We start from the raw sequence: 24854 nt of genomic DNA, 5'->3' as shown, positions 1-24854 counted from the left end.
GTCGAACGCTGTGCCGGAATCGAATATCTCGCCCCGAACGGCATTGCCGGTACCGGTGCCGCTGCATGGCCCGGCCTTCGGATCGTATGCGGCCCAAGAGGTTTCCTGGCTGCTGAAGGATCTGTCGGAGGTCGATCTGGAGGCCGATGTCGCCGAACGTGAGCGCCGGATCCAGTCCGGTGCGGCGCATTACGCGGAATCGCTGCCGATCGAATATCAACCGGACGCCGCGTACCGCTCGCTGTTCGACGAAGTGCTCGCCGACAGTGCCGAGCGGCTGGCGCTCGCCGTCGCGACGGTATCGGAACTCGTGGTCGCCGAACGCGGCCAGGACATCGTGCTGGTGTCATTGGCCAGGGCCGGGACGCCGATCGGGATTCTGATGCGGCGCTGGCTGCTCAGCGGGCGTGGGCCGGATCTGCCGAGCCTCGATGTGCCGCACTACGCGGTGTCGATCGTGCGCGATCGCGGCATCGATGCGGTGGCTCTGGACTACCTTGCGCGCCATTATGATCCGGCGTCGGTGGTATTCGTCGACGGCTGGACCGGCAAGGGCGCGATCACTCGGGAACTCACCGAAGCGCTCGATGCCTATTACGCCGCGGGCGGCGCGCGATTCAATGACGAACTCGCCGTACTCGCCGATCCGGGACATTGTGTGCGCACCTATGGCACCCGCGACGACTTTCTCATCGCCTCCGCCTGCCTGAATTCGACGGTATCCGGACTGATTTCACGCACCGTGCTGAACGACACGCTGATCGGCCCCGGCGAGTTCCACGGCGCGAAGTTCTACCGCGACCTGGCCGACGATGACGTATCCGGCCGCCTGCTCGACACCGTGAGCGCGGCCTTCGATACCGTCCGCGATCGCGTGCCCGCCGAACTGGCCGCCGTGCGCGCGGGCGACCGCACGCCGACCTGGACCGGCTGGGCCTCGGTGGACCAGGTCCGCGAGGCGTACGGCGTGGCCAGCGTGAATTTCGTGAAACCCGGTGTCGGCGAAACGACTCGGGTGCTGCTGCGGCGACTGCCGTGGCGGGTGCTGGTGCGCGAGGCGGACGCGCCCGAGCACGCACATATCCGACTGCTCGCCGCGGCTCGCGGTGTTCCGGTCGAGGTCGTACCCGACCTCGCCTATTCGTGCATGGGATTGATCAAGGACGTGCAGCAATAATGCATTTACGACGACTACGAAGACATGCTCTGATCGCTACCGATCTCGACCGGACGATGATCTACTCGCGCAATGCTTTCCACGCCGCCACCAATGTGCCGACGGTCTGTGTGGAACATCTGGAGGGCGCGCCCCTGTCGTTCATGACGACCACCGCTGCCCTGCGGATGCAGACCCTGACCGAACCCGCTGCCGTCATCCCGACCACCACTCGGACCATCAAGCAATTCGAGCGGATCCAACTACCTGGCGCCCCATGGCGATACGCCATCACCAGCAATGGCGGCAATATTCTGGTCGACGGCATACCGGATATGCGCTGGCGCATCGATATCGACGCGCAGGTGCGGGCCGGCGGCGCGACGCTGTCGGAGGTGAATACCGAACTGCGCGCGCGCATCGACGACTCCTGGGTCACCAAATTCCGTATCGCCGACCATTTGTTCACCTATCTGGTGGTGAAGCCGAAGGAGGTGCCGGAGGGTTTCCTGGCCGAATGGGATGCGTGGTGTCGTCCGCGCGGCTGGTCCGCGTCCCAGCAGGGCCGCAAGATCTACACCATGCCCATGGCCGTCTGCAAGAGCCACGCGGTCCGCGAGGTCCGCCGCCGCCTGCTCGACAATGGCGAACTCACCGATGCGGCAATGACTCTCGCCGCGGGCGACGGCGCGCTCGACGCCGAAATGCTGCGCACCGCCGACTCCGCCATTCGCCCCCGCCACGGCGAACTCGAACAACTCAACTGGACCCATCCCAACCTCACCGTTACCCGTGCGTCGGGAATTCTGGCGGGCGAGGAGATCATCAACTGGTTCATCAAGGCTGCGCCGGGATCCGCCGAATAGGGGCTTGCCTTGACACCGGTCGAGGCGGGACGGGAGCCGTCCGCACTCGAGTACACCCGTTGGGGATCGATCGGTATGCCGCCGGAACGGGTGGATGGGTTCGCCGCACAAGGTGTCACTCGCATCGTGGTCGGGGCGACGGCGGCCGACCGTGCCGAGCAGTTCGACGAAATGTCGACGTTCTCCGAACGTTTCGGGCTCGCCGCGACGCTCGGTCAGGCACGCCGGACGGCGTCAGCGGCGCCGCCAGCACTGGGCGCTATCGGCCAGGTTCCACCAGGCGACGTAGTCGGGGTCCTGATCGACCAATGCCCAATTCGCCTTTCATGAAGTGCAGCAACCGCAGATCGAATGCCGCATCCGCCACCGCATTCCCGGTCCCCGCCAACTGCTCGGCCATCGATAGGTAATCCACCCGGGGGTAGGCCTGTTCGAACGCGGCCTCGTCTTGCACCAGATTCGCCAGCGCCGCGAGTCGTTCATCCGACAATGCGAAGGGTGGCATTCTGCAATTGTCCAGGGCCTGACCGAAATCAGCGGTCGAATCAACCGAGCTGAGGGCGTTGCCCCGGTGCCTTATGAGAACAGCGGCGAGAATGCCGAGGGTGGTTGGCGGCGCGGACCCGCACCGCATCCTAGGTGGCTCCTTTGGGACTGCCCACCTGCCAGAACATGGATCTGGTTCCGGGGCGGCGATGTGCGCCTCAGCGGGTGCACGCGAGCTATTCGAGGGCAGTCAGCGATGCTACGACGCGCACGACATCCCAGGGTGGCCCAGCTGGCACCGACCAACTGCCAGAACGCAATCGGTCCCGGGCTGTGGCGCAGGCGATGTTCGCCTCAGCGGTTGCGGGTTTGGTTGAGCCAGTCGAGGGCGTCGCGGAAGGTGGGGGAGTGGTCGAGGATGGGAGGCGGGGTGTAGGCGGGTGTCGGGTCGGTTGCGGGCTGCTGCGACCGGGGTTCGCGGTACTCGGGGCGGGGACGGTTCGGACGGGGGTAGGCGGGATCGGTCGGGAAAGGCAGTTTTGGGGTGGGGGATTGCGCCCGGATGGGTTGGGTTTGCGGCAGGAGACGGTCGAGTATCGAGCCGGTGCGGGGGTCGGCGGAGGTGTTCTTATCAGGGGCGAAGGGGACGCCGGTCGACAGGGCGCGCAGGCCGAGGGTCAGCATTTCGCCGAACATGCCGATGCCGATGGACAGGGTGGTCGGGCGGGCGTCGTGGTGCATGCCCAGTGCGGTGCCGAGGGTGCTGATGCCGAAGCCCGCGGCCATCGAAATGCCCCATACGACAACGGTCCACCTGGTGTAGCGCTGCCAGAGGTGCCCGTCGCGGGTGAAGATGACGATCGTGGTCCCGCGAATCGCGCCGAAGGCCAGACCGACGATGCCGCCGATGATCAGCCAGGTGATATCGGTGCCATCGAGATCCGCGACCTTGGTGAGGCTGTAGCCGCCGATCGCCAACAGGATGACCGGCGGTCCGAAGGTATCGCGGGCGTTCATCGGTTCGCCGTGGAACCGCTTCACCACCAGCGCGATGACCGCGACGATCGCGATCACGAGTCCGATACTCATGAGTGCCTCCCAACACGATGACTGCTGTTGGGAAAGTTAGTGATCGAGCGGGTGCCGCGTATCCACCTAAGGTAGGACTACCGGGATGATCCGCAGGTCATCCGGTTCAGTAGTCGCGCTGCTGTGCGCCCAACTGCTGGGTGATGACACCGTGCAGCCGCTGCAGACCGCCGACGGTCATACCGCTCTGGAGTTGGCCCTCGATGGTGCGCACCAGCGCCGAATCGCTGAGGATCTTCTCGCTGGATTGGATGAGAACCGTTCCGGCGCCGGTGAAGTCGAACTGGCGCTCCTCACCGGAATTCACGCCGAAGCGGGCGGCACCGGCGGCCAGGAAGTTGGAGACCCAGCGCTGGTCGTAATGATGGCTGGGGGAGGGGCAATCGGCCCAGCCGACAAGGGCTTCCGGGTCGACGCGCAGCGGCGGTTCGGCGAACATGACCGGGCCATTGGAGGAGGCCAGGAACTTGCCGGTGCCGATGAGGGTGAGGAAGCCGGGGACGATCGACTGGTTCAACGATAGGCCGGGTTCGAAGGCCAGCAGGTTGGCGGCGCGAATGGTGAGGTTGCCGTTGTCCTCGAGGTCATAGGAATTGATGTCGTAGCCGCGGTCGCCGATGATCAGCTTGCCGTGGCCCTCGGCGATCACATAGTCGCCGGTGAACAGCGGTGCCGAGAACTGCTGTGAGACCATGTGCAGCAGCCCACCCTGCAGCCCGTGGGTGAGCATCTGGAACCGCATATCGCCGTAGTAGGCGATCATCGCGCCCTTGCGCATGAACCACGGCTTGTTCAGGTCGATGCAGTAGGCGTAGCTGTTGCCCGGAATATTGTCGCTTTCACCGAGATTCAGCGGATTCAAAATCTCACTCATGACTCACAACTTCTCTTCCGAAGCCTGCACATAGACCACACCCTGTCCGACGCAATGCAATTGCATGGCCTCCCCGGAACCGCGGCCGACCGCGTCGCGCCAGCTCAGCGCCGTCTTCAACTCGGTCTGCACATTGCCGTAGGCGGCGACGAAGGCCTGCGGATCCACCACGATCGGATGCGGTCCGCCCACCGGAAGTTCCAGGAATCCGCCGTGCGCGAGCAAGACCGCCGCACCCTGTCCGGACAGCTGCGTGGTGAACATGCCCTGGCCGGTCAGCGCACCACTCGCCGCCCCGCGCAACGCGCCCATCAGCCCGCCGCCACTGCCGCCGCCCGAACTCATCACGGACACAATCGAACTCTGCAGTGCGGCGGTATTGGCCAGCAGCCGCGAGGCCTCCACGCGCAGCACCGCGCCCGGCTGCAGCTGTACCACATGCACTTCCAGCCCGGCAAAACCGTAGTGGACCTGGCCATTGCCGGTCGCCAGCATGGTGCGCTCGTGCTCACCGGCCATCATTTGCCCGGCCATTCGCATGATGCCGCCACCGCCCATGCCCGCGGCCATGCCCGGAATCTGGTGCGGCGCAAAGGAAATGTCGCCGGTATAGAACAACATCGCGCCATTGCGCGCGACCACACCGCCCGCCATGCCGACGTCGACCTTGACGACCTTGCCGTTGACCTTCTCGAACATCGCAGGCCCCCTTACCGTTCCGCGGGCTGGATCAATACCAGGCCCTGACCGTCGAAGCGCAATGAGAACGCCTCCCCGGCATCCTGGCCGACGAACGTGCGCCACGAAACATCGGTCACGAACGACTGATTGAGGTTGCCGCGGCAGGCGACGAAGGCATCCGGATCCACGATCAACGGATATTGCGGCGAAACCTCCAGGTGGATCAGCGGCCCACCGGCCGAGAGCAATGCGACCTGACCCTGTCCGGTCACCGTGGTGGTGAACAGGCCAGCGCCCGACGACGCGCCGCGCAGACCGGCGAAACGTACGTCGGTGCGCAGGTTTCCGGCGAAGCAGAGCAGCTGCTGCGATTCGACCTGCAGCGTCTCGTTGTTCAGATTCACCACGGTGACGTGCTGGCCGTTCACCGCGAAGAAGACCCGGCCATTGCCGCCGCATTCCATCAACGACAGTTTCTCGCCGGTGGCGCGCCGCTTGAGTCCGGCGAGTACGCCGTCGCCTCCGCCGAAACCGGCCGACTTGAACTGCACATTTCCTTCATAGGCGACCATCGAGCCGGAAATCGCGCGGATACTCGTTCCGGCGAGGTGTGCCTCGATCACCTTTTTCGACTGCTCGAACAGTTGCGCCATGGGGGAGTTTGCCTGCCGTCTCGTTCGGGAACATGGTGTTGATCGCCCATATTCCAACTGCGTTTCGTCACCCTAACCGATCTCCGGGCAACGATCCGGGCCACAGCGGCGGTTACTTCGGATCGCGTTCGGCACGTTTCTCGTAGAGTGGCACCGTACGCACCGACAAGCGAAGGGTCGAACTTGTCCGCAACACTCGCCAAGGGTCAGAATGGCCCGCTGGCCGCCAATGACGTGGTGATCTCCGTCCAGCTGACCGCACCGGCGGATCTGTCCGCACTGCTGGTCACCGACTCGGGGAAGGTCCGTTCCGATGCGGACTTCGTCTTCTTCAACCAGCCAAGTGGCCCAGGGGTGAATCTGCAGCCCGCACCGGCCGGGCAGCCAGCGTCCTTGGCGGTGTCGCTGAATGCGGTGCCAGCGGATATCGCGCAGATCCGCGCTGTTATCACCCTCGATGACGTGACCAGCAATTTCGGCCGCTCCGCCGCGCCGACCGCGGTCGTCTCGGATTCGGCGGGTAATCGGTTGTACGAGTACCGCATCGACGGTTTGAACACCGAGTCGATCGTGATCGCGCTCGAGCTGTACCGGCGCCAGAGTGAATGGAAGGTGCGTGCGGTCGGCCAGGGCTACGCGGGTGGTTTCGCGGCGCTGGTCACCGATCACGGTGTGACCGTCGACGAATCTCCGGCCGCGACACAGGTTCCGCCGCCACCGACCTATCAGCCCGCGCAGCCCACTCAGGGTTACCCGCCGCCGGCCCCGCCCGCATACCCGACGCAGCAGCAGCCGCAGTACCCGCCGCAGCAGACCTACCCGCAGGGCGCACCCGGCTACCCGCCGCCGCCCGGTGCCGGCTACCCGCCCCCGCCCGGACCCGGTGGTTACCCGCCGCCGCCCGGCCAGCCCGCCCCCGGCCAGGGCTATCCGCCGCCCGCTCAGCCCGCGGCCCAGCAGCAGCCGCCCGCTCAGCCCGCGGCCCAGCAGCAGCCGCCCGCCGAGGTCAGCCTGAGCAAGGACCGTCCGGTCAGCCTGGTCAAGGGGCAGCGGGTCACCCTGCGCAAGGAGGGTGGCGCCGCGCTGACCTTCGTGAAGATGGGTCTCGGCTGGGATCCGGTGCGCAACCGCGGCATGTTCGGCAATCGGACCGTCGATGTCGACCTCGATGCGTCGGTCGTGATGTTCGCCGACATGAACGTGGTGGATGTCGCCTACTACGGTCAGCTGACCTCCAAGGACGGTTCGATCCGGCACCAGGGCGATAACCTCACCGGTGAGGGCGAGGGCGATGACGAGGTGATCCTGGTCGACCTGACCCGCATCCCGGCCCACGTCAGCTCGGTGCTGTTCATCGTGACCTCCTATAAGGGCCACACCTTCGAGCAGATCCAGAATGCGTTCTGCCGCTTGGTCGATGGCGCCAACAATGCCGAGCTGGCCAGGTACACCCTCGCCGGTGGTATGCCGTTCACCGCGATGGCGATGGCCAAGCTGTTCCGGGTCGGCGGTGACTGGAAGATGCAGGCCCTCGGCGAAGGCTTCCAGGCCAAACATCCGGGCGAAGCGGTTCCGCAGCTGGGCCGGTTCCTCGCCAATTGACCGATACGCGTAGCGACTGCGCTCGAACCGAACAGAACACGAAATAACGGGGCGGACAACGTGATTCAGCTGAAGGCCGGTCAGAATATACTGCTGACCGGCGATATCGTTCGTTTCAGCGCGAAAGCCGGGGCTGCCCTGGATGTTTCCGCGCTCGTCGTCGCGCAGAACCTGCGGGTCTTCGATACCGGCGATTTCGTGTTCTACAACCAGACCGAGACGGCGGGGGTGACGCTATCCGAGGATGGCGTCACCATCCGGCTCGCCGAGGTGCGCGCCGACGCGCAGGCGGTGTTGCTGGTGGTCAGTGCCGATCCGGCCGCACCGGCATCGTCGGGTGGGCTCGGTGCGGTCACCGCCGCACTCGCCGTAGCCGACGTCGCGACAGCGGAATTCGCGATCAATCCGTCTGCCGGGGAGACCGCGCTGATCTGTCTGGAGGTGTACCGGCGCGGGACCGACTGGAAGCTGCGCGCGGTCGGTCAGGGCTATGCGGGTGGTCTGGCCGTGCTGCTCACCGCGCACGGCGTCGAGGTGGACGAACCGGCGACGCCGCAGTCCGGCCAACCGGGTCAGCCCAGTGCGGCCGGTCTGCGCGATGCCGACCCGGTCAGCGCTCCGGGACGGGTCAGCGGTCAGGACACCATCAGCGGTCCCGGCACCGGCGACTCCCGCGCGAGCGGTCCGGCGCCGCTCGAGGTGGCGCACGGACTAGAGCGGCTGTGGATGATCTTCGAGGATGCCGCGCGTTCGGCCGCGGCGCTCATCTCGTCGCGGGATTACGCCATGCAGCGGCTGGATCAGGAACTGTCCGCGGCGGTTTCGGATCCGGCCACCAGGAACACCCCGGCCGCCGAGGATGCGCGTCGGTCCGCACAGCGCCGCTGTGACGATCTGATCGCCACCGCCGAGGGCAACCATCTGCGCGATAGCGAACAGCTCATGCGTGAACTCGCCGATGCCGATCGGCAGCTGCCGCCGTCGCTGGCCACCTGGGATTCACCCGCTTGGGATCGGCCGCCGACGCCGAGCGACGGCATCCGGCTCGGCGAGCTCTACGCGATCGAACGTGGGCCGCTGCGCATTCCGTACTGCGTGCCGGTGCCGCTGACCCGACCGCTGTGGATCGATACCGAAACCACGGCAGCGGCGACCCCGATCGTCGGCGCACTACTGGCCCGGCTGCTCGCGGCCGATCCCGGTCGGCGCACCCTGGTCGACATGATCGATCTGACCGGCGCGTTCGCGCAGCTCGTCGGTCCGCTGACCCCGGTGCTGAACGGCCCGCCGATCACCGATTTCGGTGAGATCTCGGCGCGGCTACAGGCCCTGGTCGATGCCGCCGAATTGGCCGAATTGGCGTATTCCAGTGGGAATTTCACCCCGCCGACCGAGCATCGGGTGCTGCTCGCGGCCGACTTCCCGCACGGCTACCAGACCGCGGACGCACAGCGCATCGCCGTACTGCTGATGCGCGGCGATCTGATCGGGCTGTCCACGGTTATCGTCGGCACCGACGAATCCGATTCCAGTGACGGCACCTTGGCCATGCTCTCGCAGTCCTGTCGACATCTGCCGACAATGGATGGCACCCCGCTGTTCGATCCGTGGACCGGCAGCGCGTGGCAGCTGGATCTGGACCTGTTGCCGAGGGAACCGGCCAGGCAGGCGCGCTTCCTGCGCACCAGCTAGCACCCGTCCATCCAAATCGGCTGCCCCACCCCCATAGGCTGCTCGCCGAGCGCAGTCAGACGGGGGTCGAATACGCCGTATTCGACCGCCGTCTGACTACCTTCGACCGCCCCCTGGGTCCAGGGGGCGATGCGGCAGGAGCCGTCTGGACCCAGGGGACTGGTGGGCTTTTCGGGCGGGTCCGCTAGCGCAGGGCCACCCGGGGGCGCAGCATCTCGGGCAGCCACGGCAGCAGCGGGTCCGGCGCGCGATCGACGATGCCGCCGACCGGATCGTCGACGAAATCGCGCCGGACCAGATCCTCCTCCGGCCGGTAGATCTGCCGGATGATCAAGGCGCACAACCCGAGCACCGCGAGATCGCGCAGCACCACGGTGCCGGTGAACCACTGCTCGGGCAGGCCCTTGCGGTCCAAGCCGAGGTAGTAGAACATGCGCGGCACCCAGACCAGCGCGTCGATGGTCATCCACGCCAGCAGAATTCGGCGATGCGGCAGCGCGAGCACGGCCAGCGGCACCAGCCACAGCGAGTACTGCGGGCTCCACACCTTATTGGTGAGCAGGAAGGCGGCCACCACCAGGAAGCACAGCTGGGCCAGGCGCGGACGGCGCGGTGCGGTGAGCGCGATATAGGCGATCACCGCACAGGCCAGGACGAATACCAGCAGCGAAACCAGGTTCAGGATGGTCGGCTGATGGGTGTGGTCGATCTTGCCGTCGAATCCGTCCCAGCCGGTGAACGAGGTGATGACGTTGTAGATGGAGTCCGGATCGGCGTGTCGAGTGGTGTTGAGCCGGAAGAACTCCCGCCAGCCATTCGGATACAGCAGCAGGATCGGCAGATTCACCAGCAGCCAGGTGCTGGCCGCCGACGCGATGGTGAGCGCGGCCGCGCTGAGCGGGCGGGCGCTGAGAAACTGCAGGCGGTACGGGGTTTCGCGGAGCCAGGTCAGCGCCGTGTGCCATCCGGTGATATCGCTGAGGCGCAGGCCGAGGCGTGCGCTCGGCACCCGCTGCAGTGGGTCGGCGCGCAGGCACAGCACCAGGATCGGTCCGAGCAGCAGCAGCGGATATAGTTTGGCCGCGCCGCCCAGTCCGAGCAGCAGACCCGCGAGTACCGGTCGTCGGCGCGCCCAGGCGAGCAGGCCGGTGGCGGCGAAAGCCGTTGCGAGTGCGTCGAAGTTGGTGAAAATGTGCACGATCACCAGCGGCGAGCAGGCGATCAGCGCGGTATCCCAGATCCGCCGGCCCGCGAGTTGCGCGGACGCCCATACGGTGACCAGCCAGGCCATGGCCAGGCCGACCGCGACCACATTGAAGTAGATGACCACCTGCAACGCACCGGGCAGCGGTGACGCGTCCCAGGTCTTCGCGACCTGCATCGCCGCATACTGATAGAGCCCGGACAGCACCGGATACTCCATGTACCTGGTCTCCCGGCCGCCGTCCGGAGTCGATTCGGTCCACTGCTTCTTGTACGGGAACGCGCCCTCGTTCAAGCGTTCCGCGCCGTAGAGCGGCACCGTATCCGAGTAGCACATGGCCACGTACTGGCGGCCGTTGTTCCAGTCCAGGGTGAGCGAACCGTCCGAGGCGGTCGTCTGCTGGATGCAGCCCGCCTTACTCGCCCAGCCCAGCGCGAGGAAGACCAGCGCGAAGGCGAGCAATACCCGCATCGGGGTCCAGAACCGGACCCGGCCGATCAGCGCGTGGTCACCGACCGGCCCGCCGATGACGGTACTGAGCTGCGCGGTCAGGGAATCGTTGCGGCTGGGCCGATCCCGGCCGTCGCACGAGCGCAGATCGGGTGCGAGCGGCGCGGGCGCGATGTAGTGTGCCGCGCCGCGCGCCTGCTCCGGGGCGCCGGGGTGCTGCGCCCCGGCGGAATGCGTTGTACCGGATTGCATCCCATTGGGCTGCGGCGCGCTTGCGTTAGTCCGCTCGTCCATGAGTTGCGCTTCGGTCACGGCACCCGAGGCTACCGGGTGCGCGTCGGTTGGCCGCCGTTGCCGTTCCCATTGCCGGCGCCGCCGGGTTGGGGTGACCCGGTGGTCGTCGCCAGCGAGCCATCGGAGTTCACCGTCGGCTGCCCGGGTAGCGGCGTCGATTCCGGCTGCTGCTGTTGCTGGGGCTGGCGCTGCTGCGTCTGCGGCTGCACGCCCGGAATCTGGATCGGCCCGAACGGCGTGTCGATGGTGTTCGGAACGATCTGGATCGGCGGCAGCAGCGGTTGCTCCGTGGTCGAGGGCGGGGTGAACGGCGCGGACCACTCGGGCACACCGGCCTGGCCCTTGATGGGCGCGGGCTTCGGGAAGGTTTGATTGGGCGTGCCCTGCAGGGCGCCGTCCATGGTGGCCTTCCAGATATCCGAGGGCAGGCCGGAACCGTAGACCATGCCGCCGCTGTAATTGCGCAGCGCCGAGTTGTCGATCGAGCCGACCCACACCGCCGTGGACAGCGACGGGGTATAGCCGACCATCCAGGCGTCCTTGTTCTCGCCGGTGTCGCCGAGCTGGGCGGTACCGGTCTTGGTCGCCGACTCGCGGCCGTTGGCCAGGTTGTGGTTGCGCGACCATGCGGCGATCGGCTTCATCGCGGCGGTTACGTTATCCGCCACCGCCTCCGAGACGCGACGTTCGCCAGCCACGTCACCGCGGTCGAGCAGCACCTGCCCGTCGGCGGTCACCACCTTCGTGACGAAGTGCGGTGCGTGGTAGATGCCGGAGGCGGCCAAGGTCGCGTAGGCGGAGGCCATATCGAGCACCCTGGCCTGGTACTGGCCGAGCACGATGCCGTTGTTCGGCGCGGAACCGTCCGGCTCGACGAGGGACTTGCCGACGCCGGGGATGGTGTCCGGGATGCCGAGCTTGTGCGCCATATCGGCGATCTTCGCCGGACCGTTCTGCATATCCAGCTCCATGCGATAGAAGCTGGTGTTCAGCGAGCGCTTCAGCGCCTCGGCGATGGTGCAGGTACCGCACTGCTCGCCTTCCACGTTGGTGATCTTGATGCCGTTCACGGTGATCGGCGAGCTGTCGTACATCTCCGACAGCGGCTTGCCCAGCTCCAGGTTCTCCGCCAGACCGAAGACCTTGAACGAGGAGCCCGGCTGCAGACCGGCATTGGCGAAGTCGTAGCCCTGGCCGTCGTCACCGCCGTAGTAGGCGCGCACCGCACCGGTCTTCGGATCCACCGACACCACCGCGGCGCGCAGCTTCTCCGGCTCGCCCTGCATCTTCTTCTGCGCGGCGTCGACGGCGGCCTGCTGCGCCTTCGGATCGATCGTCGTGGTGATCGACAGGCCAGCCTGATTGAGCTGCTGCTCGCTGATGCCCGCGGCCGACAGCTCCTTGAGCACCTGGGTCTTGATCAAGCCCTCGGGGCCGGAGTCCAGACCCTTGTCCTTGGTGGTGGACAGCGGGACCACCTGCGGGAACTGCTGGGCCTGGCGCTCCTCGGCCTTCAGATTGCCGCCGGAGACCATGCCGTCGAGCACATAGCCCCAGCGGGTCTTCGCGCCCTCGGGATTCTTCTCCGGATCCAGGCCGGAGGGCTGCTGGATGGTGGCGGCGAGCACGGCGCCCTCGGCGATGGTCAGATCCTGGACCGGCTTGCCGAAGTAGGCCTTGGCGGCGGCATCGATGCCGTACGCACCGCGACCGAAGTAGATGGTGTTGAGGTAGGCGGCGAGGATCTCGTCCTTGCTCCATTGGCGCGCCATCTTCGCCGAGATGACCAGCTCGTGCAGCTTGCGGGTCAGCGAGTGTTCGTCACCGACCAGTGCGTTCTTGACGTACTGCTGGGTAATGGTCGAGCCACCGCCCGCGCTCTCCTTGTTGAGCGCCTGGTCCCTGGCGGCGCGCACGAAGCCGGAGACCGAGAAGCCCGGGTTGGTGTAGAAGTCCCGGTCCTCGGCCGCGATCACGGCATTGCGCACATGCGGCGGAATCTGCTCGATGGTCACATCGGTGCGGTTGCCGTCGGGCGGCACCACCTTGCTGATCACCGAGGTGCCATCGCTGGCGAGGATGGTCGCGACCTGGTTGGTTTTGAGGTCGCCCGGCTGGGGTACCGAAACCGTCGAATAGGCGATCAGGAAGACCACGCTCGGCAGCACGATGGACAGGGCTAGCAGCACATAGATGACCCGGCGCACGATCCTCCACGGCGATTTCTTCTTCGCACCGGGGCGACGCCCGCCCGGTCCGCCGGAGCTGCCGTCGGCGCCGTTGCGACGCGGCGGTGGTCCCGATGGTGGTGCGCCAGCGGTCGCGCGGCGCTCACCGGTGGTGCTTGCGCCATTGGTGCGGCGCGCGCCGGGGCGGTCCTGGCCGGGACGCGGGCTGGCGGGGCGGGGACCGGTGGGCGGGGCCGACCGCCGGTTGCGTTCGGCGACGGCATCGGTCAGCGAACCGGCGCGCCCGTCCTGCGGACGCTCGATCTTCTGCGTGGACTGTGCGCCCGGAGGTGCGCTATTGGGTAGTGGGCGACCCTGTGGCGGGCGCCCCTGCGGGGGCGGACCGGGGCGCCGGGGCGGCTGCGGTCCGCGTGGCTCGCCATAGCCGCCTTGCGGCGGCTGGCCGCCCTGCGGCGGGCGTGCGCCAGGGCCGGGCCGCTGTCCGGGTGGGGGACCAGGCGGGCGCTGGCCGGGATACGGGTTCGGAGGAGGTGAACTTCGCTGAGTTCGGCCGCCGTGCGGTTCATCGCCGTTGGGGGTCTCGTAGGGCGAATTCACTGACAAGATCTCCATAACTCGTATCGGTCTGCGGGGCGCGGTGCGGCGATCGTCGCCGCGGCGGACGCGTCGAGGCTCCGCGTGTCACCCGACGGGCAGATGACCTGGCACATCATTCGGCTGCGGTGCGCCGGCTGGCCCTGGTGCCCGTGCGACGTCGCGTCGGCGACGGAGCGGTACCGAGCACATAGGACTGCACCAGATGATTCCAGCTGCAGCTCCGGCATACCTCGACGACATGGACCGAGAACTCCTCGCGAGTCTCGGCGAGGCGTATCAGTTCCTCTGGTGTGCGAGCCGAACCCGCCATCGGGCCGAGGCCGTCGCCGTAGACCCAGGATACGAGCGTCAATTGCTCTTTCCGGCAGATAGGGCATGTGACCTCGCTCCCCCGACCGTGGAACTTCGCCGCACGCAAGAGATAGGGATTCGCATCACAAACCTCGGCGACATCGACACGGCCCGCATAGACGTCAGCCAGCAGCGACCGACGCCGGAGGGCGTAGTCGACCACCTGCCGCTGGATTCGCACGAGAACCAGAGTAGCGGTGCCGCGCGCGGGCCGCGCTGGCCTGTGCTGGATCGACCGACCGGTATAGGTGGCCGAACTGGGACAATCCGGGCGTCGGCCCATTACGATTTCCCTGTGTCCCTCGCAGCATCCGGACGTATGCGCGCGCGTGACCTCGACCGCGCAAATGCGTTCGGTGTGCTGGATGCGGCGTATGCGGAAGGGCAGCTCGGCGCAGATGAATATCGTGATCGCACGGCCGAGGCCGAGGTCGCAAAGACAATCGCCGACCTGGACCGGCTCACCAGCGATCTGCAGCTCCCTTCGGCCGTGCGCGATCTGGTCGCCGATGCGCCGACACCGCCGCGAAACCCCTTGCGCCGCTCCGGAACTACGGGCCGTTATCCCGATCACACCCGAGCCCGCGACGCCGATCGCGACACCACAAGGCAGTTGCTCGATAGCGCCCGAAGTGACGGACAGCTCACCGAGGAGGAACATCAGACGCTCTCGGAATTGGCCGAATCCGCGCGGACGCTCGGCGACCTCGGTGACCTGGTCGACGATCTGCAGCGCCCCGATGACGCACCGGCGGCGCCGCGACCACCGCACTCGAATCGGCGGCGTTGGTATCAGGCCGCCGTGTCATCCGCGGCGGTGGGCGCGGCCGTTATCGCATTTGTACTCACCAGCGGCGTGTCGGATACCGAACCGGTACCGCGCGCCGCACCCGCTGTCGACCTGGGGTCCGTACGACCGGTCGTGGTGGCGACGCCGAATCTGCTGACTCGTGCGGGCATTACCTTGTTCCTGCAGCGGTACCAGGAGAAGTTCGGGGATCTGCAGGCCGACCAGCTGACCGTATTCGATGAATACGTCCACGTCACCCGCGCGCTCCCCGGCCAACCGAATCGTCAGGCCAATTACGACTATCGCGGTGGTTTCGAGCAATCGGGCGCGATCAGCGGGCGCAAGGCCGATACGGCCGTTGTGGATCTCGGCGAGCTGAATATCGCGGCCATTTCCGATGTGCTCGCCAGCGCCTCGACCAGCCTGAAGGTGCCCAATGGCGTGGTCACGCATTTGGGAGTCGAGGTCAACGACTTGGGTTCGACCAGCTATTTCGGCATCGGCAAGGACAAATCATATGTCGAGGTCTATGCGGGCAATAAGTTCAATGAGTCCGGCCGCCTGCTGCTGACTCCCGCGGGCGAGGTCGTGCGGGCCTGGCCGTTCGAAGGATGACCGAATAGTGGCGACAACTCGATACGGCGGCATCCGGGCCCGCGATACCGACCGCGCGGATGTCTGCGGCATGCTCGACGCGGCACTGGCCGACGGTCAGCTCACCGAGGACGAACACCGCGCGCGCACCGCTAAGGCCATGTCCGCCAAGTCTTTCGGCGAGCTGGACCCGATCGTCGGCGACCTGCAGATCCCGGACAACCTGGTCGACGCTCCCGTGGTTCGGGTGGATCGACGTCGCCCGCGCCGCTGGCTCGCACCTGTCGCGATCATCGCCGGTGCTGCGGTGGTCGGTGCCATGGCGGGCGGCATCGCAAGCTGCGCAGGTGATGTCGGACCCACCGAACACGTGCCGACACTCACCACCGGCGCTGGCCTCGCGTACTTCATCGACGAATACCGCGCCGAATTCGGCGACACCATTGTCGACGAGGTCACGCTGTACCCCGACTACGCGGTCTTCAAGCGGCCAGCACCCGGAAACCCGACCGCGACCGCAGATGGCTACTACAACGGCAGCTTCCGCAATCCGACCATCAACACCGGACGCAAACCCGATGCCCGCACCTTCGACCTCACCACCATCGACCTCCCCGCCCTCGCAGGCCTGCTGGCAGGCGCACCGACAACGATCAAAGTCCCCGACGGCGCAATAACCCACGCCTCGATCGAATTCCCCCCGGGCAGCTCATCCGACAAAACCCCGGTGGTCGAGATCTACGCCGCAGACAAAACAAACGCCTCGGGATACCTGACCGTGACCGTCAAAGGTGAGCCCATACGAATCTCCCCACCCAGCCACTGACCCGCGACCCACCAACGCTCGCTGCTATCGGGCACCCATTGGTAGCGGCAGACGTGAGCGTGATTGTCTGCAATGTGCGGTGCCCGGTCCAAATCCACAAGGGTAGATGCCGTTTCGCACTGATTGCCGCGTGCCGGTAGCAATGGGTCTGCGTGCGGTGTCCATGCGCTGTCCAGATCCGATCCACGAACGCGCGCCACCTCAGAGCACCGATTCTGTGTGCTGGTTGTGTCGACTTCCGATGCGATCTGGCGCGTTTGTGCCGCTCGGAAGTCGACAGGTATGACCATTCGCTCATGCCGACGCCCGAGTGTCGACGTAAGGTGCCCGATATCTATGACATCCAGTGGTGGAGCGGTGGCGGGCAAATCCACCTTCGCCGACACGCTTTGGCCGATACATCGACAGTCCTCGCGGCGCCGCATCACGTAACCGGGCTCCCGAGCCGGCGCCCTACCGAGGCCCATCCCCACCGACCAAGCATCGAGAATGCTCTCATGCAGGGGGCTTTCGGCGTTTGCCGGCGTGAGTGCATGGTGATCGCTGGTCCAGGATTGCATCCCGGTGTGCAGGCGCGGTCGAGCGCCGTGCATCCCACTACGCGTTGGCGCCTTCGGGGAATGCGCTCATGCAGGGGTGTCCTCGGGACCTGCGTGAGTAGACAATGATCGCTGGTCCAGGATTGCATGCTGGGTGTGGAGGGTTGAGCATGCTCATGCATCCCCCACTGGCGTCCTTCGGGAATGTGTTGGTGCAGCCATCCTTTCGATCCCCGCCTCAATGGGCGCATAGCGGTCCCCGCTCCAGGACTGCGTCCCACCTGCGCGCGGCTGCCATTGAGTGCGCCCCGCCCCCACCGACCGTTGAAGCGTCGAGAATGCTCTCATGCAGGGGGCTTTCGGCGTTTGCCGGCGTGAGTGCATGGTGATCGCTGGTCCAGGATCGCGTCCCGGGTGTGCAGGGGCAGGTGCGGTCGAGCAGCATCCCACCACGCGTTGGCGCCTTCGGGGAATGCGCTCATGCAGGGGTGTTTTCGGGTCTACCTGCGTGAGTGCATGATGATCGCTGGTTCAGGATTGCGTGCTGGGTGTGGGCGTGGTCGAGTGAATTCGGGCAGAATGCGTTCGTGCAAGGGGGATTTCGGTGCCCGCCTGTGTGGGTGCATGGTGATCGCTGGTCCAGGAATGCGTCCCGGGTATGGAGGCGCGGCGCTGTTGAGTGTGCTCGGCGGTCGCCTGCTGGCGTCCTTGGAGAATGTGTTGGTGCAGGGGGCTTCGGGGTTTGGCTGTAGGGCGCATGGTGGTCAGGGATTCAGGATTGTGTGTTGGGTGTGGAGAGTGCGCTGTCGAGTGAGTTCGGGCAGCTGTATCACCGCCACATTGGTGCTTTCGGGAGTGCCCTCGTGCAGGGGGCTTTTGGGGTTTGCGTGTGGGAGTGCTTGGTGGTCAGTGGTTCAGGGGGGCGCCTTGGGTGTGGAGGGCTTGGCGGACTCGGGTGAGGATTGTGTGGGGGCGGGTGCGGAGTTGGTGGGCGCTTACTCGGATTATTTGCCAGTTTTGGGCGGCGAGGCTGGCTAGGCGGTCGATGTCTTTGGAGTGCTGTTTCGGGTCGGTCCAGTGTTGGGCGCCGTCGTATTCGACGGCTACTTTCCACCGTTTCCAGCCGAGATCTACTCGTGCAATGAAGGATCCGTCGGTGTCGCGGACTACGATCTGGGTTTCTGGGCGCGGTAGGCCATTGTCTATCAGTAGTAGGCGGGTGCGGGTTTCTTGGGGAGATTCGGCTCCGCTGTCGACCAACGGAAGTACTTCACGCAGGTTCGTGATGCCGCGGGCGCCGCTGTGGATAGCGCACAGCTCGTTGACCTGCTGTGGGTGCAAACCGGTTGCGGCACAGAGGGCATCGAGTGTGACGAGTGCGTTCTCGCGCCGCAGCCGACGTCCGAGATCGAAGGCTGTTCGCGCGGGCGTCGTGACCCGAAAGCCTTCGATCTCACAGCACTCCACTTCGGGAATCACATCCTGCCGCAGGATGATTCCGCACGGCGCCCGCGTGCAATCGCCCCGCGCGATCTCAGCGGCCTGGTTCGGATCCAGCCACCGCGTCCCATGCAACGCCGCAGCCGACCCCCCAACCAACACCCCCTTCCCCTTAGCCCAACACCCAGCCGCCACCGCCCACTCAACCGCCCCGAGCACACTCCCGCGCCGCGCATAAACATCCGGATACAACCGCACAAACCCGCGACTCAACTCCCACCGCCCAATAAGCCCAGCCGCCACCGCCGAAGACCCACAAAACGGCCGCCCCAACACATCCCCCATACCCCCATCCTCCCACCAACCACCGACAACCCAACGAGAATGCGCTGGTGCAGGCCGCTCTCGACGTTTGCCTGCACCAGCGCATGGTGATCACCGGTCCAGGATTGTGTGATGGTGGTGCGGCGTGGTCGGGCGGCTGCATCCGCGATGGTCGCTCGGGCATGCGCTGGTGCGGGTGTCGTTTGCTGCGGTTGGGGGATCACCGCGTTGTCGGTCGACGGATCACCGACAGCCCTCGGAGATTGGAACAGGTTGCTCTGTCTACTGGTTGAGGCTGTCGGTCTAGAAGGCGCCAAGGCGTAATGTGCGGTGGCAGATTGGGAGAAGTTCTGGAAGTTGATCGGCACCCTCGATGGCGGAACCGAGATGGAATCGATCGGTCGGCTGACACACCTCCTCTCGTCTCGGCCGCTCTCGGAAGTCACTGGGTTCGGCGAGTTGCTTGCCGAGTCGCTGTACCGGCTCGATCTCGAGTGTTTCGGCGCGAACATGTCCGGCGACCAGTTCCTCTATGTGCGGGCGGCGGTGGTGGCCGCGGGCCGCGCTGCCTACCAGAGTGTTTTCGAGGACCCCGCCAATTTCGCGGCCTTTGCTGACCGGTGGGGCGAACCGCTGCTCTACGTCGCCCAGAGGGCCTACGAGCGGCAAACCGGCGAAGAATGGGACCGCGATACGCGCTATTCGTTCGAGTCCTACTCGAACCATGAGGTTTGGCGACGCTAGGTGCAAAGGCTCCTGCTGGCGACACCTGCGCGGAATCGGAGCACAAGCAGGCAGATCGCATTGTGCGGGCTCTAAAACATGTCGTCTCGAAGGATCACCTACCGTTGCCGGTCCCCCAACCGGCAACGTAGTGGCTCCCCCCCGTCAAACAACATTGGGAACTTTCGGCGGTCCCCCCACACCACCGCATGGTGACCACCGGCCCAGAACTCCACCACAAAAGATCCAACACTGCCGAGAATGCGCTGGTGCAGGGGTCTTCTCGGCGTTTGCCTGCACCAGCGCATGGTGATCACCCGTCCAGGACTCCCCACGGAAGGATCCGATCCTGCCGAGGATGATCAGGCGGCTATATCCCAGTGCTACTTGAGAATCGCTGGTGCACGGGTCTTCTCGACGATTGCCTACATCAGTGCATGGTGATCATCGGTCCAGGACTGTGCCGCGGGGGTGGAGTGCAGGTGCTGGGGCGACTGCATCCACGGGGTGTTCACGGCGCCTACGTGAGAATGTGCTGGTGTGGGGGGCTTTCGGGGTTTTCCTGCGTCAGTGCATGGTGGTGGAACGGGTAGGAGTGCGGTTGGGGTGGGGGGTTCGGGGTCAGCTTTCGGGGCTGAGTTCGGATAGGGTTCCGTCCTCCGTGAGTTCGCATAGCTTTCCGTCTGCGTGTTCGTATAGCGGATGGCTGTCTACGGGGGCGCGTTCGAGTTTGAGGGGGGTGTCTTCGTGGAAGGCGGCGAGTAGGGTGGCAACTGTTGGAGCGATGACTGATCGGTGCGGGTTGTGTTCAGTCATTTGTGTTGCGCCCCAATGGAGTTGGGAGTTCTGATCGAGACATCAGGGCGGTCCAGTAGTCGTCGCGTAGGGCGTCCCAGAGGTCGTTGTGGGTGGGGAGTAGTTGGCGGGCGTCGACGAGGTCTGGGGTGGTGTCGAAGAGGATGGTGCCGGGTTGGGCGTCGGGGAGTGGGGTGCGGGAGGGGAGGCGGTGGGCGGTGAAGGATTCTTGGGGGAATTGCACGCGGAGGATGCGGGCGGAATTTTGGATCAGTTGCCATACGGCGAGCTTGCGGCCGTCGTGAGTTCGCGTGGTTCGCAGGGAATCTCGGCGCATCACGGCCCCTTTCCGGTGGCATGTCCGATAGCGGGGGAATCGTTGCCCCGGCGCATGGACGGTTCTGAGTGGTCTGCCCACTCGTGGATGGCGGTCGCGAAAAGCTCGACCACTTCGGCTGGGGCGCCGCTGTATTCGGCTGGCGGGCCTATGAACGGGTCTCGCTGTGGAAGCTTTCGCTTCGGCATCTGCCGACCTCCCGGACCTCGATGACGGTGAGTGCGCCCGGTCCCAGCAACCCCTGAATGTCCCTGGGGTGGAAGCGGACTGCCTGCGGGGCAGCTGGCCGTTCTCCTTGCCGGGCGCATATTCAGCACACTCCATCGAGTGCATGGCCAACAGGTCATTGTGGGAAACCAAAAGAACTGTGCCGAAAGCCCAGCGACATGCCCATCGTGGATGTCAGGATCGTCCCAATGCGGGATACACGGACATCTCAGGATGGAACGCCATGCCGGACAACGTCAGTAGCACCCTCCCGCGACGCCAACTGGGGCGGTATCTGAGGGAGGGGCGCGATGCAATGGGGATGACGCTGGAAGATGCCGCCACCCTTATGCAGTGGGGAAAGAGCACACTTCAGCGTCTGGAGCGGGGGCAGTCGGATCGCGTGCGTGACGTCGATGTCCGCGAACTATGCCGCATCTACGGCATCGACGACGAGCGCAGTGCCGCACTTATCGGGTTGGCCCGGCAGGCCGCGGTTAAATCGTGGTGGCATGAGTTCGGGGATGTGATTCCGGCGAACTTCAGTGTGTACGTGGGCCTGGAAGCCTCGGCTCAGACTCTGACCACCTATCAACCCGACCTTGTGCCCGGATTGCTCCAAACCGCCGACTACGTGCGAGTTCTCGCACGCGCGGCGAATCCGGGCGATACCGATTCCGAACTGGATAGCCGAGTTCAACTCAAGCTCCAACGGCAAGCATTGATCACGCGGGGAATCAGGCCGATTCGTCTCGAAGTGATCCTTCACGAGGGTGCTCTTCGGCGCGTGATCGGTAGTCACAAGATCATGGTGAAGCAGCTGCGGCACCTTGCCGATCAGAGCACCCGCCCGAACGTCTCCGTCCGGATCCTGCCCTTCTCTGCCGGGATGCCGACCGGGGATCAGATCGGCCCCTTCGTGATCCTGGACTTCGGACTGGACAGTCAGGGTAAATCCGTTGAGCCGACCATCGTGTACGCCGAGAATTACACCGGCGACATGTATTCCGAGAAGGTCGGTACCGTGCAGCGGTACACAGAGGCGTACGAGACCATCCGGCGCGCATCGTTGGATGACAGCAGTAGCAGAATTCTGTTGAGGGATCTAGCAAGGGAGCACGACCGTGAGCGCTGACCTGTCCGAAGCCCGTTGGTTCAAGAGCAGCCGTAGCGGCGGAAGCAAGGAATGCGTGGAGGTTGCATTCCTCGACGGGGGCAGGGTCGGCGTTCGTGACTCCAAGAATCCGACCGGACCGGCGCTGGTATTCACGCCCGGTGAGTGGGACGCCTTCACTGCTGGCGTGCAGCTCGGGGAGTTCGATCGTCACTGAACCGTACGGACACATCCCAGCGCCGAGCGGTGATGGAGCGGCAGCAGAAATTGGTTGCTATGTATGCAGGGGAAATGCGAGGCAAGGAGTACCAGAGTGAACGTTGACCTGTCCGAAGCCCGCTGGTTCAAGTCCAGTCGCAGCGGTGGGACCAAGGACTGTGTAGAGGTCGCCTATCTCGACGGCGGCATAGTCGGGATGCGTGACAGCAAGAACCCAACCGGCCCGGCGCTGGTCTTCACGCTCGCGGAGTGGTCTGCATTCACTGCTGGCGTGCGGGATGGCGAGTTCGACCGTCGCTGACCGAGCAAACGCATCCAGCAAACAGCGCTGGATGAAAGCAGCAGAAATCTGTTGCGGGACAAGGCAAGGGAGTGCCAGCGTGAACGTTGATCTATCCAGCGCCAGGTGGTTCAAGAGCAGTCGCAGCGGCGCCACCAAGGAATGCGTCGAGGTGGCATTCCTCGACGGGGGCAGGGTCGGCGTTCGTGACTCCAAGAACCCGACCGGCCCGGCGCTGGTCTTCACGCCCGGCGAGTGGAAAGCCTTCACCGCTGGGGTGGTGGATGGGGAGTTCGACCGGTCCTAGCTGGGCGCTGAGCAGCCCCGTCCCTCGTGCGTGTTTACGAGGTGGCGGGGCTTCTTTCATGTCGTATCGATATGACTCAACAGCTTCTACCTGGGAGAACAGCTTTATGTATCGCCAACGACTATGCACGTTTATATCGCTCCGATATAGTGAGAAGTCGCATCCATCGGTTAGGTCTGCACACACAGTCAGGGGGTGAAGCCCGATGCTCGAGTTGGCAATCCTCGGGCTGCTCCTCGAAGCGCCCATGCACGGGTACGAGCTGCGCAAGCGGCTGACCGGGTTGCTCGGGCCGTTTCGGGCCTTCTCCTACGGGTCGCTCTATCCGACGCTGCGTCGCATGCAGACGGATGGGCTGATCGCGGAGGAGAACGTCGCGGGCGTCACCCGTCGCGCGCGGCGGGTCTATCAACTGACTCCGGCCGGGCGTGAGCGTTTCACCGAACTGCTCGCCGATACCGGACCGCAGAACTACACCGACGACGGCTTCGGCGTTCACCTGGCGTTTTTCAGCCGCACCCCCGCGGAAGCGCGGATGCGGATTCTGGAGGGCAGGCGACGGCAGGTCGAGGAGCGCCGAGAGGGTCTGCGGGAGGCGATCAAGAAGGCCAGTGGCTCGCTGGATCGCTATACCCGCCAACTCCACCAGCTCGGTCTGGAATCAAGCGAGCGCGAAGTGCGCTGGCTCAACGAGTTGATTGCGGCGGAGCAATCGACGAAGGCGGCACCACAGAAAGAGGGAAATATCGGCCATGAGTGAAGTCAATGAGGCTGAAAACGCCAGCTTAACCTCGCCCACCCCGCCGACTTCGTCGGCTGCCATCCCCGAGGTCCGCGTCGCCATCGTCGGCGTGGGTAACTGCGCTTCCTCGCTGGTCCAGGGCGTGCAGTACTACAAGGACGCGGACGAGACCGCGACCGTGCCCGGTCTGATGCACGTCAAGTTCGGCCGGTACCACGTTCGCGACGTCAAGTTCGTCGCCGCGTTCGACGTCGACGCCAAGAAGGTCGGCTTCGACCTGGCCGAAGCGATCTTCGCCAGCGAGAACAACACCATCAAGATCTCCGACGTGCCGCCGAGCGACGTTGTCGTGCAGCGTGGTCCGACGCTGGACGGTATCGGCAAGTACTACGCCGAGACCATCGAGCTGTCCGAGGCCGCGCCGGTCGACGTGGTAAAGGTGCTGAAGGACAACAAGGTCGACGTCCTGGTCTCCTACCTGCCCGTCGGCTCGGAAGAGGCGGACAAGTTCTACGCCCAGTGCGCCATCGATGCCGATGTGGCCTTCGTCAACGCGCTGCCGGTATTCATCGCCTCCGATCCGGTGTGGGCCGAAAAGTTCACCAAGGCAGGCGTTCCCATCGTCGGTGACGACATCAAGAGCCAGGTCGGCGCGACCATCACCCACCGCGTGATGGCCAAGCTGTTCGAAGACCGCGGCGTGCAGCTCGACCGCACCATGCAGCTCAATGTCGGCGGCAACATGGACTTCAAGAACATGCTCGAGCGCGAGCGGCTGGAGTCGAAGAAGATCTCCAAGACCCAGGCCGTCACCAGCAACCTCAAGAAGGAGCTGGGCGCCAACGATGTGCACATCGGCCCGTCCGATCACGTCGGCTGGCTCGACGACCGCAAGTGGGCCTACGTCCGGCTCGAGGGTCGCGCCTTCGGCGATGTGCCGCTGAACCTGGAGTACAAGCTCGAGGTCTGGGATTCGCCGAACTCGGCGGGCATCATCATCGACGCGGTGCGCGCCGCGAAGATCGCCAAGGACCGCGGCATCGGCGGCCCCGTCCTCCCGGCCTCGGCGTACCTGATGAAGTCCCCGCCCAAGCAGCTGGCCGACGATATCGCGCGCGCCCAGCTGGAAGCGTTCATCATCGGGGCTGAGTAGTCACCTCACACGAAAGCCGGGCCGGAAAACTCTTCGGCCCGGCTTTGCGGTATCCAGGGCCCGGTAGCAGATCACCCCAAATGGTGGCTCGACAGACCCGACTTCTGAACGCACTGTTACATCGGGGATCGGGCAAGCCGAACTTGTGTCCGGCAGAGTGGTGTAGCAGCTCGCTGATCTGCAGTGAGTGGGAATGTCCGAGGGCCGAACCACGGAATTCCGTCAGCCCGGCTCTCTTTCGATTCCGTCGCTTGACCGGTTCGGATTTCGTTGCTCGGCC

Annotated in this window: 24 protein-coding genes; 14 read left to right on the top strand and 10 right to left on the bottom strand. The window is 65.3% G+C overall.

From position 1 onward, the window contains the following. Nucleotides 1-10 precede the first annotated feature (10 nt). Together ACWEO2_RS26115 and ACWEO2_RS26110 are read left to right on the top strand one after the other, a co-directional pair. The gene (locus ACWEO2_RS26115) at nt 11-1177 is read left to right on the top strand and encodes a cysteine protease StiP family protein (RefSeq protein ID WP_452407709.1); all 1167 of its coding nucleotides are present in this window, start codon (nt 11-13) and stop codon (nt 1175-1177) included. Nucleotides 1178-1233: 56 nt separating this feature from the next. Beyond that, nucleotides 1234-2022 (top strand): HAD family hydrolase, encoded by a 789-nt coding sequence (locus ACWEO2_RS26110; protein ID WP_452407708.1) that lies wholly within the window; start codon nt 1234-1236, stop codon nt 2020-2022. Between the two features lie 259 nt (nt 2023-2281). On the opposite strand, the gene ACWEO2_RS26105 is transcribed toward ACWEO2_RS26110, so the two are convergent. From ACWEO2_RS26105 to ACWEO2_RS26085, 5 genes are all read right to left on the bottom strand, one after another. Continuing rightward, the gene (locus ACWEO2_RS26105) at nt 2282-2527 is read right to left on the bottom strand and encodes a hypothetical protein (protein ID WP_452407707.1); all 246 of its coding nucleotides are present in this window, start codon (nt 2525-2527) and stop codon (nt 2282-2284) included. Nucleotides 2528-2862: 335 nt separating this feature from the next. Continuing rightward, nucleotides 2863-3597, bottom strand: coding sequence for a hypothetical protein (locus tag ACWEO2_RS26100; protein ID WP_452407706.1), 735 nt, complete (start codon nt 3595-3597; stop codon nt 2863-2865). 106 nt (nt 3598-3703) lie between these two features. Further along, on the bottom strand, nt 3704-4471 hold the full coding sequence (locus ACWEO2_RS26095) for an AIM24 family protein (protein WP_354961406.1): 768 nt from the start codon (nt 4469-4471) through the stop codon (nt 3704-3706). A 3-nt stretch (nt 4472-4474) separates the two neighbouring features. Further along, nucleotides 4475-5170 carry an AIM24 family protein gene (locus tag ACWEO2_RS26090; protein WP_452407705.1) on the bottom strand — a complete coding sequence of 232 codons (696 nt, stop codon included), beginning with the start codon at nt 5168-5170 and terminating at the stop codon, nt 4475-4477. 11 nt (nt 5171-5181) lie between these two features. Further along, nucleotides 5182-5805 carry an AIM24 family protein gene (locus ACWEO2_RS26085; protein WP_355177169.1) on the bottom strand — a complete coding sequence of 208 codons (624 nt, stop codon included), beginning with the start codon at nt 5803-5805 and terminating at the stop codon, nt 5182-5184. A 183-nt stretch (nt 5806-5988) separates the two neighbouring features. On the opposite strand from ACWEO2_RS26085, the gene ACWEO2_RS26080 reads away from it, so the two are divergent. Then, nucleotides 5989-7407, top strand: coding sequence for a TerD family protein (locus ACWEO2_RS26080; RefSeq protein ID WP_452407704.1), 1419 nt, complete (start codon nt 5989-5991; stop codon nt 7405-7407). 60 nt (nt 7408-7467) lie between these two features. Continuing rightward, nucleotides 7468-9099, top strand: coding sequence for a TerD family protein (locus ACWEO2_RS26075; protein WP_452407703.1), 1632 nt, complete (start codon nt 7468-7470; stop codon nt 9097-9099). A gap of 184 nt (nt 9100-9283) precedes the next feature. Here ACWEO2_RS26075 and ACWEO2_RS26070 read toward each other — a convergent pair whose 3' ends face one another. The 3 genes from ACWEO2_RS26070 to ACWEO2_RS26060 form a co-directional block, all read right to left on the bottom strand. Then, a complete protein-coding gene (locus tag ACWEO2_RS26070) occupies nt 9284-11065 on the bottom strand; it encodes a glycosyltransferase family 87 protein (RefSeq protein WP_452407702.1) in 1782 nt (593 codons plus the stop codon). Between the two features lie 11 nt (nt 11066-11076). Beyond that, the gene (locus ACWEO2_RS26065; protein WP_452407733.1) at nt 11077-13506 is read right to left on the bottom strand and encodes a transglycosylase domain-containing protein; all 2430 of its coding nucleotides are present in this window, start codon (nt 13504-13506) and stop codon (nt 11077-11079) included. Nucleotides 13507-13945: 439 nt separating this feature from the next. Then, nucleotides 13946-14365, bottom strand: coding sequence for a DUF5318 domain-containing protein (locus ACWEO2_RS26060; RefSeq protein ID WP_354959328.1), 420 nt, complete (start codon nt 14363-14365; stop codon nt 13946-13948). A 114-nt stretch (nt 14366-14479) separates the two neighbouring features. Between ACWEO2_RS26060 and ACWEO2_RS26055 the strand changes: the two genes are divergently transcribed. Together ACWEO2_RS26055 and ACWEO2_RS26050 are read left to right on the top strand one after the other, a co-directional pair. Then, a complete protein-coding gene (locus ACWEO2_RS26055) occupies nt 14480-15589 on the top strand; it encodes a DUF1707 SHOCT-like domain-containing protein (RefSeq protein WP_452407701.1) in 1110 nt (369 codons plus the stop codon). Nucleotides 15590-15596: 7 nt separating this feature from the next. After that, nucleotides 15597-16394 carry a DUF1707 SHOCT-like domain-containing protein gene (locus tag ACWEO2_RS26050; protein ID WP_452407700.1) on the top strand — a complete coding sequence of 266 codons (798 nt, stop codon included), beginning with the start codon at nt 15597-15599 and terminating at the stop codon, nt 16392-16394. Nucleotides 16395-17839: 1445 nt separating this feature from the next. Here ACWEO2_RS26050 and ACWEO2_RS26045 read toward each other — a convergent pair. Further along, nucleotides 17840-18535 (bottom strand): endonuclease domain-containing protein, encoded by a 696-nt coding sequence (locus ACWEO2_RS26045; RefSeq protein WP_452407699.1) that lies wholly within the window; start codon nt 18533-18535, stop codon nt 17840-17842. A 492-nt stretch (nt 18536-19027) separates the two neighbouring features. On the opposite strand from ACWEO2_RS26045, the gene ACWEO2_RS26040 reads away from it, so the two are divergent. Continuing rightward, nucleotides 19028-19441, top strand: coding sequence for a DUF4240 domain-containing protein (locus ACWEO2_RS26040; RefSeq protein ID WP_452407698.1), 414 nt, complete (start codon nt 19028-19030; stop codon nt 19439-19441). 787 nt (nt 19442-20228) lie between these two features. Here ACWEO2_RS26040 and ACWEO2_RS26035 read toward each other — a convergent pair. Then, nucleotides 20229-20552: a hypothetical protein gene (locus tag ACWEO2_RS26035; protein WP_452407697.1), complete on the bottom strand. Its 324-nt coding sequence runs from the start codon at nt 20550-20552 to the stop codon at nt 20229-20231. Nucleotides 20553-20635: 83 nt separating this feature from the next. Here ACWEO2_RS26035 and ACWEO2_RS26030 point away from each other — a divergent pair, with 83 nt between their 5' ends. The 7 genes from ACWEO2_RS26030 (at nt 20636) to ACWEO2_RS26000 (ending at nt 24574) form a co-directional block, all read left to right on the top strand. Beyond that, nucleotides 20636-20797, top strand: a complete 162-nt coding sequence (locus ACWEO2_RS26030; RefSeq protein ID WP_452407696.1) for a hypothetical protein — start codon at nt 20636-20638, stop codon at nt 20795-20797. Nucleotides 20798-21003: 206 nt separating this feature from the next. Beyond that, nucleotides 21004-21894: a helix-turn-helix domain-containing protein gene (locus tag ACWEO2_RS26025; protein WP_452407695.1), complete on the top strand. Its 891-nt coding sequence runs from the start codon at nt 21004-21006 to the stop codon at nt 21892-21894. Beyond that, a complete protein-coding gene (locus ACWEO2_RS26020) occupies nt 21884-22090 on the top strand; it encodes a DUF397 domain-containing protein (protein ID WP_452407694.1) in 207 nt (68 codons plus the stop codon). Before ACWEO2_RS26025 ends, ACWEO2_RS26020 begins: the two co-directional genes overlap by 11 nt. Before the next feature lie 96 nt (nt 22091-22186). Then, on the top strand, nt 22187-22393 hold the full coding sequence (locus ACWEO2_RS26015; protein ID WP_452407693.1) for a DUF397 domain-containing protein: 207 nt from the start codon (nt 22187-22189) through the stop codon (nt 22391-22393). A 79-nt stretch (nt 22394-22472) separates the two neighbouring features. Next, nucleotides 22473-22679: a DUF397 domain-containing protein gene (locus ACWEO2_RS26010; RefSeq protein WP_452407692.1), complete on the top strand. Its 207-nt coding sequence runs from the start codon at nt 22473-22475 to the stop codon at nt 22677-22679. Nucleotides 22680-22884: 205 nt separating this feature from the next. Beyond that, entirely contained in the window at nt 22885-23439 is a 555-nt protein-coding gene (locus ACWEO2_RS26005) for a PadR family transcriptional regulator (RefSeq protein WP_040697429.1), read from the top strand. Beyond that, nucleotides 23432-24574, top strand: a complete 1143-nt coding sequence (locus ACWEO2_RS26000; RefSeq protein ID WP_452407691.1) for an inositol-3-phosphate synthase — start codon at nt 23432-23434, stop codon at nt 24572-24574. Before ACWEO2_RS26005 ends, ACWEO2_RS26000 begins: the two co-directional genes overlap by 8 nt. The last annotated feature ends 280 nt before the right edge of the window (nt 24575-24854 follow it).

The sequence above is a fragment of the Nocardia sp. NPDC004278 genome (genome assembly GCF_053602975.1).
This window is presented reverse-complemented; position numbering and strand designations above follow the sequence as displayed.

Coding starts and splice junctions, on each gene's coding strand:
- ACWEO2_RS26110 (WP_452407708.1), top strand. CDS start 1,234: ATGATCTACTCGCGCAATGCTTTCCACGCCGCCACCAATGTGCCGACG.
- ACWEO2_RS26105 (WP_452407707.1), bottom strand. CDS start 2,527: ATGCCACCCTTCGCATTGTCGGATGAACGACTCGCGGCGCTGGCGAAT.
- ACWEO2_RS26100 (WP_452407706.1), bottom strand. CDS start 3,597: ATGAGTATCGGACTCGTGATCGCGATCGTCGCGGTCATCGCGCTGGTG.
- ACWEO2_RS26095 (WP_354961406.1), bottom strand. CDS start 4,471: ATGAGTGAGATTTTGAATCCGCTGAATCTCGGTGAAAGCGACAATATT.
- ACWEO2_RS26090 (WP_452407705.1), bottom strand. CDS start 5,170: ATGTTCGAGAAGGTCAACGGCAAGGTCGTCAAGGTCGACGTCGGCATG.
- ACWEO2_RS26085 (WP_355177169.1), bottom strand. CDS start 5,805: ATGGCGCAACTGTTCGAGCAGTCGAAAAAGGTGATCGAGGCACACCTC.
- ACWEO2_RS26035 (WP_452407697.1), bottom strand. CDS start 20,552: ATGCGCCGAGATTCCCTGCGAACCACGCGAACTCACGACGGCCGCAAG.
- ACWEO2_RS26025 (WP_452407695.1), top strand. CDS start 21,004: ATGCCGGACAACGTCAGTAGCACCCTCCCGCGACGCCAACTGGGGCGG.
- ACWEO2_RS26005 (WP_040697429.1), top strand. CDS start 22,885: ATGCTCGAGTTGGCAATCCTCGGGCTGCTCCTCGAAGCGCCCATGCAC.
- ACWEO2_RS26000 (WP_452407691.1), top strand. CDS start 23,432: ATGAGTGAAGTCAATGAGGCTGAAAACGCCAGCTTAACCTCGCCCACC.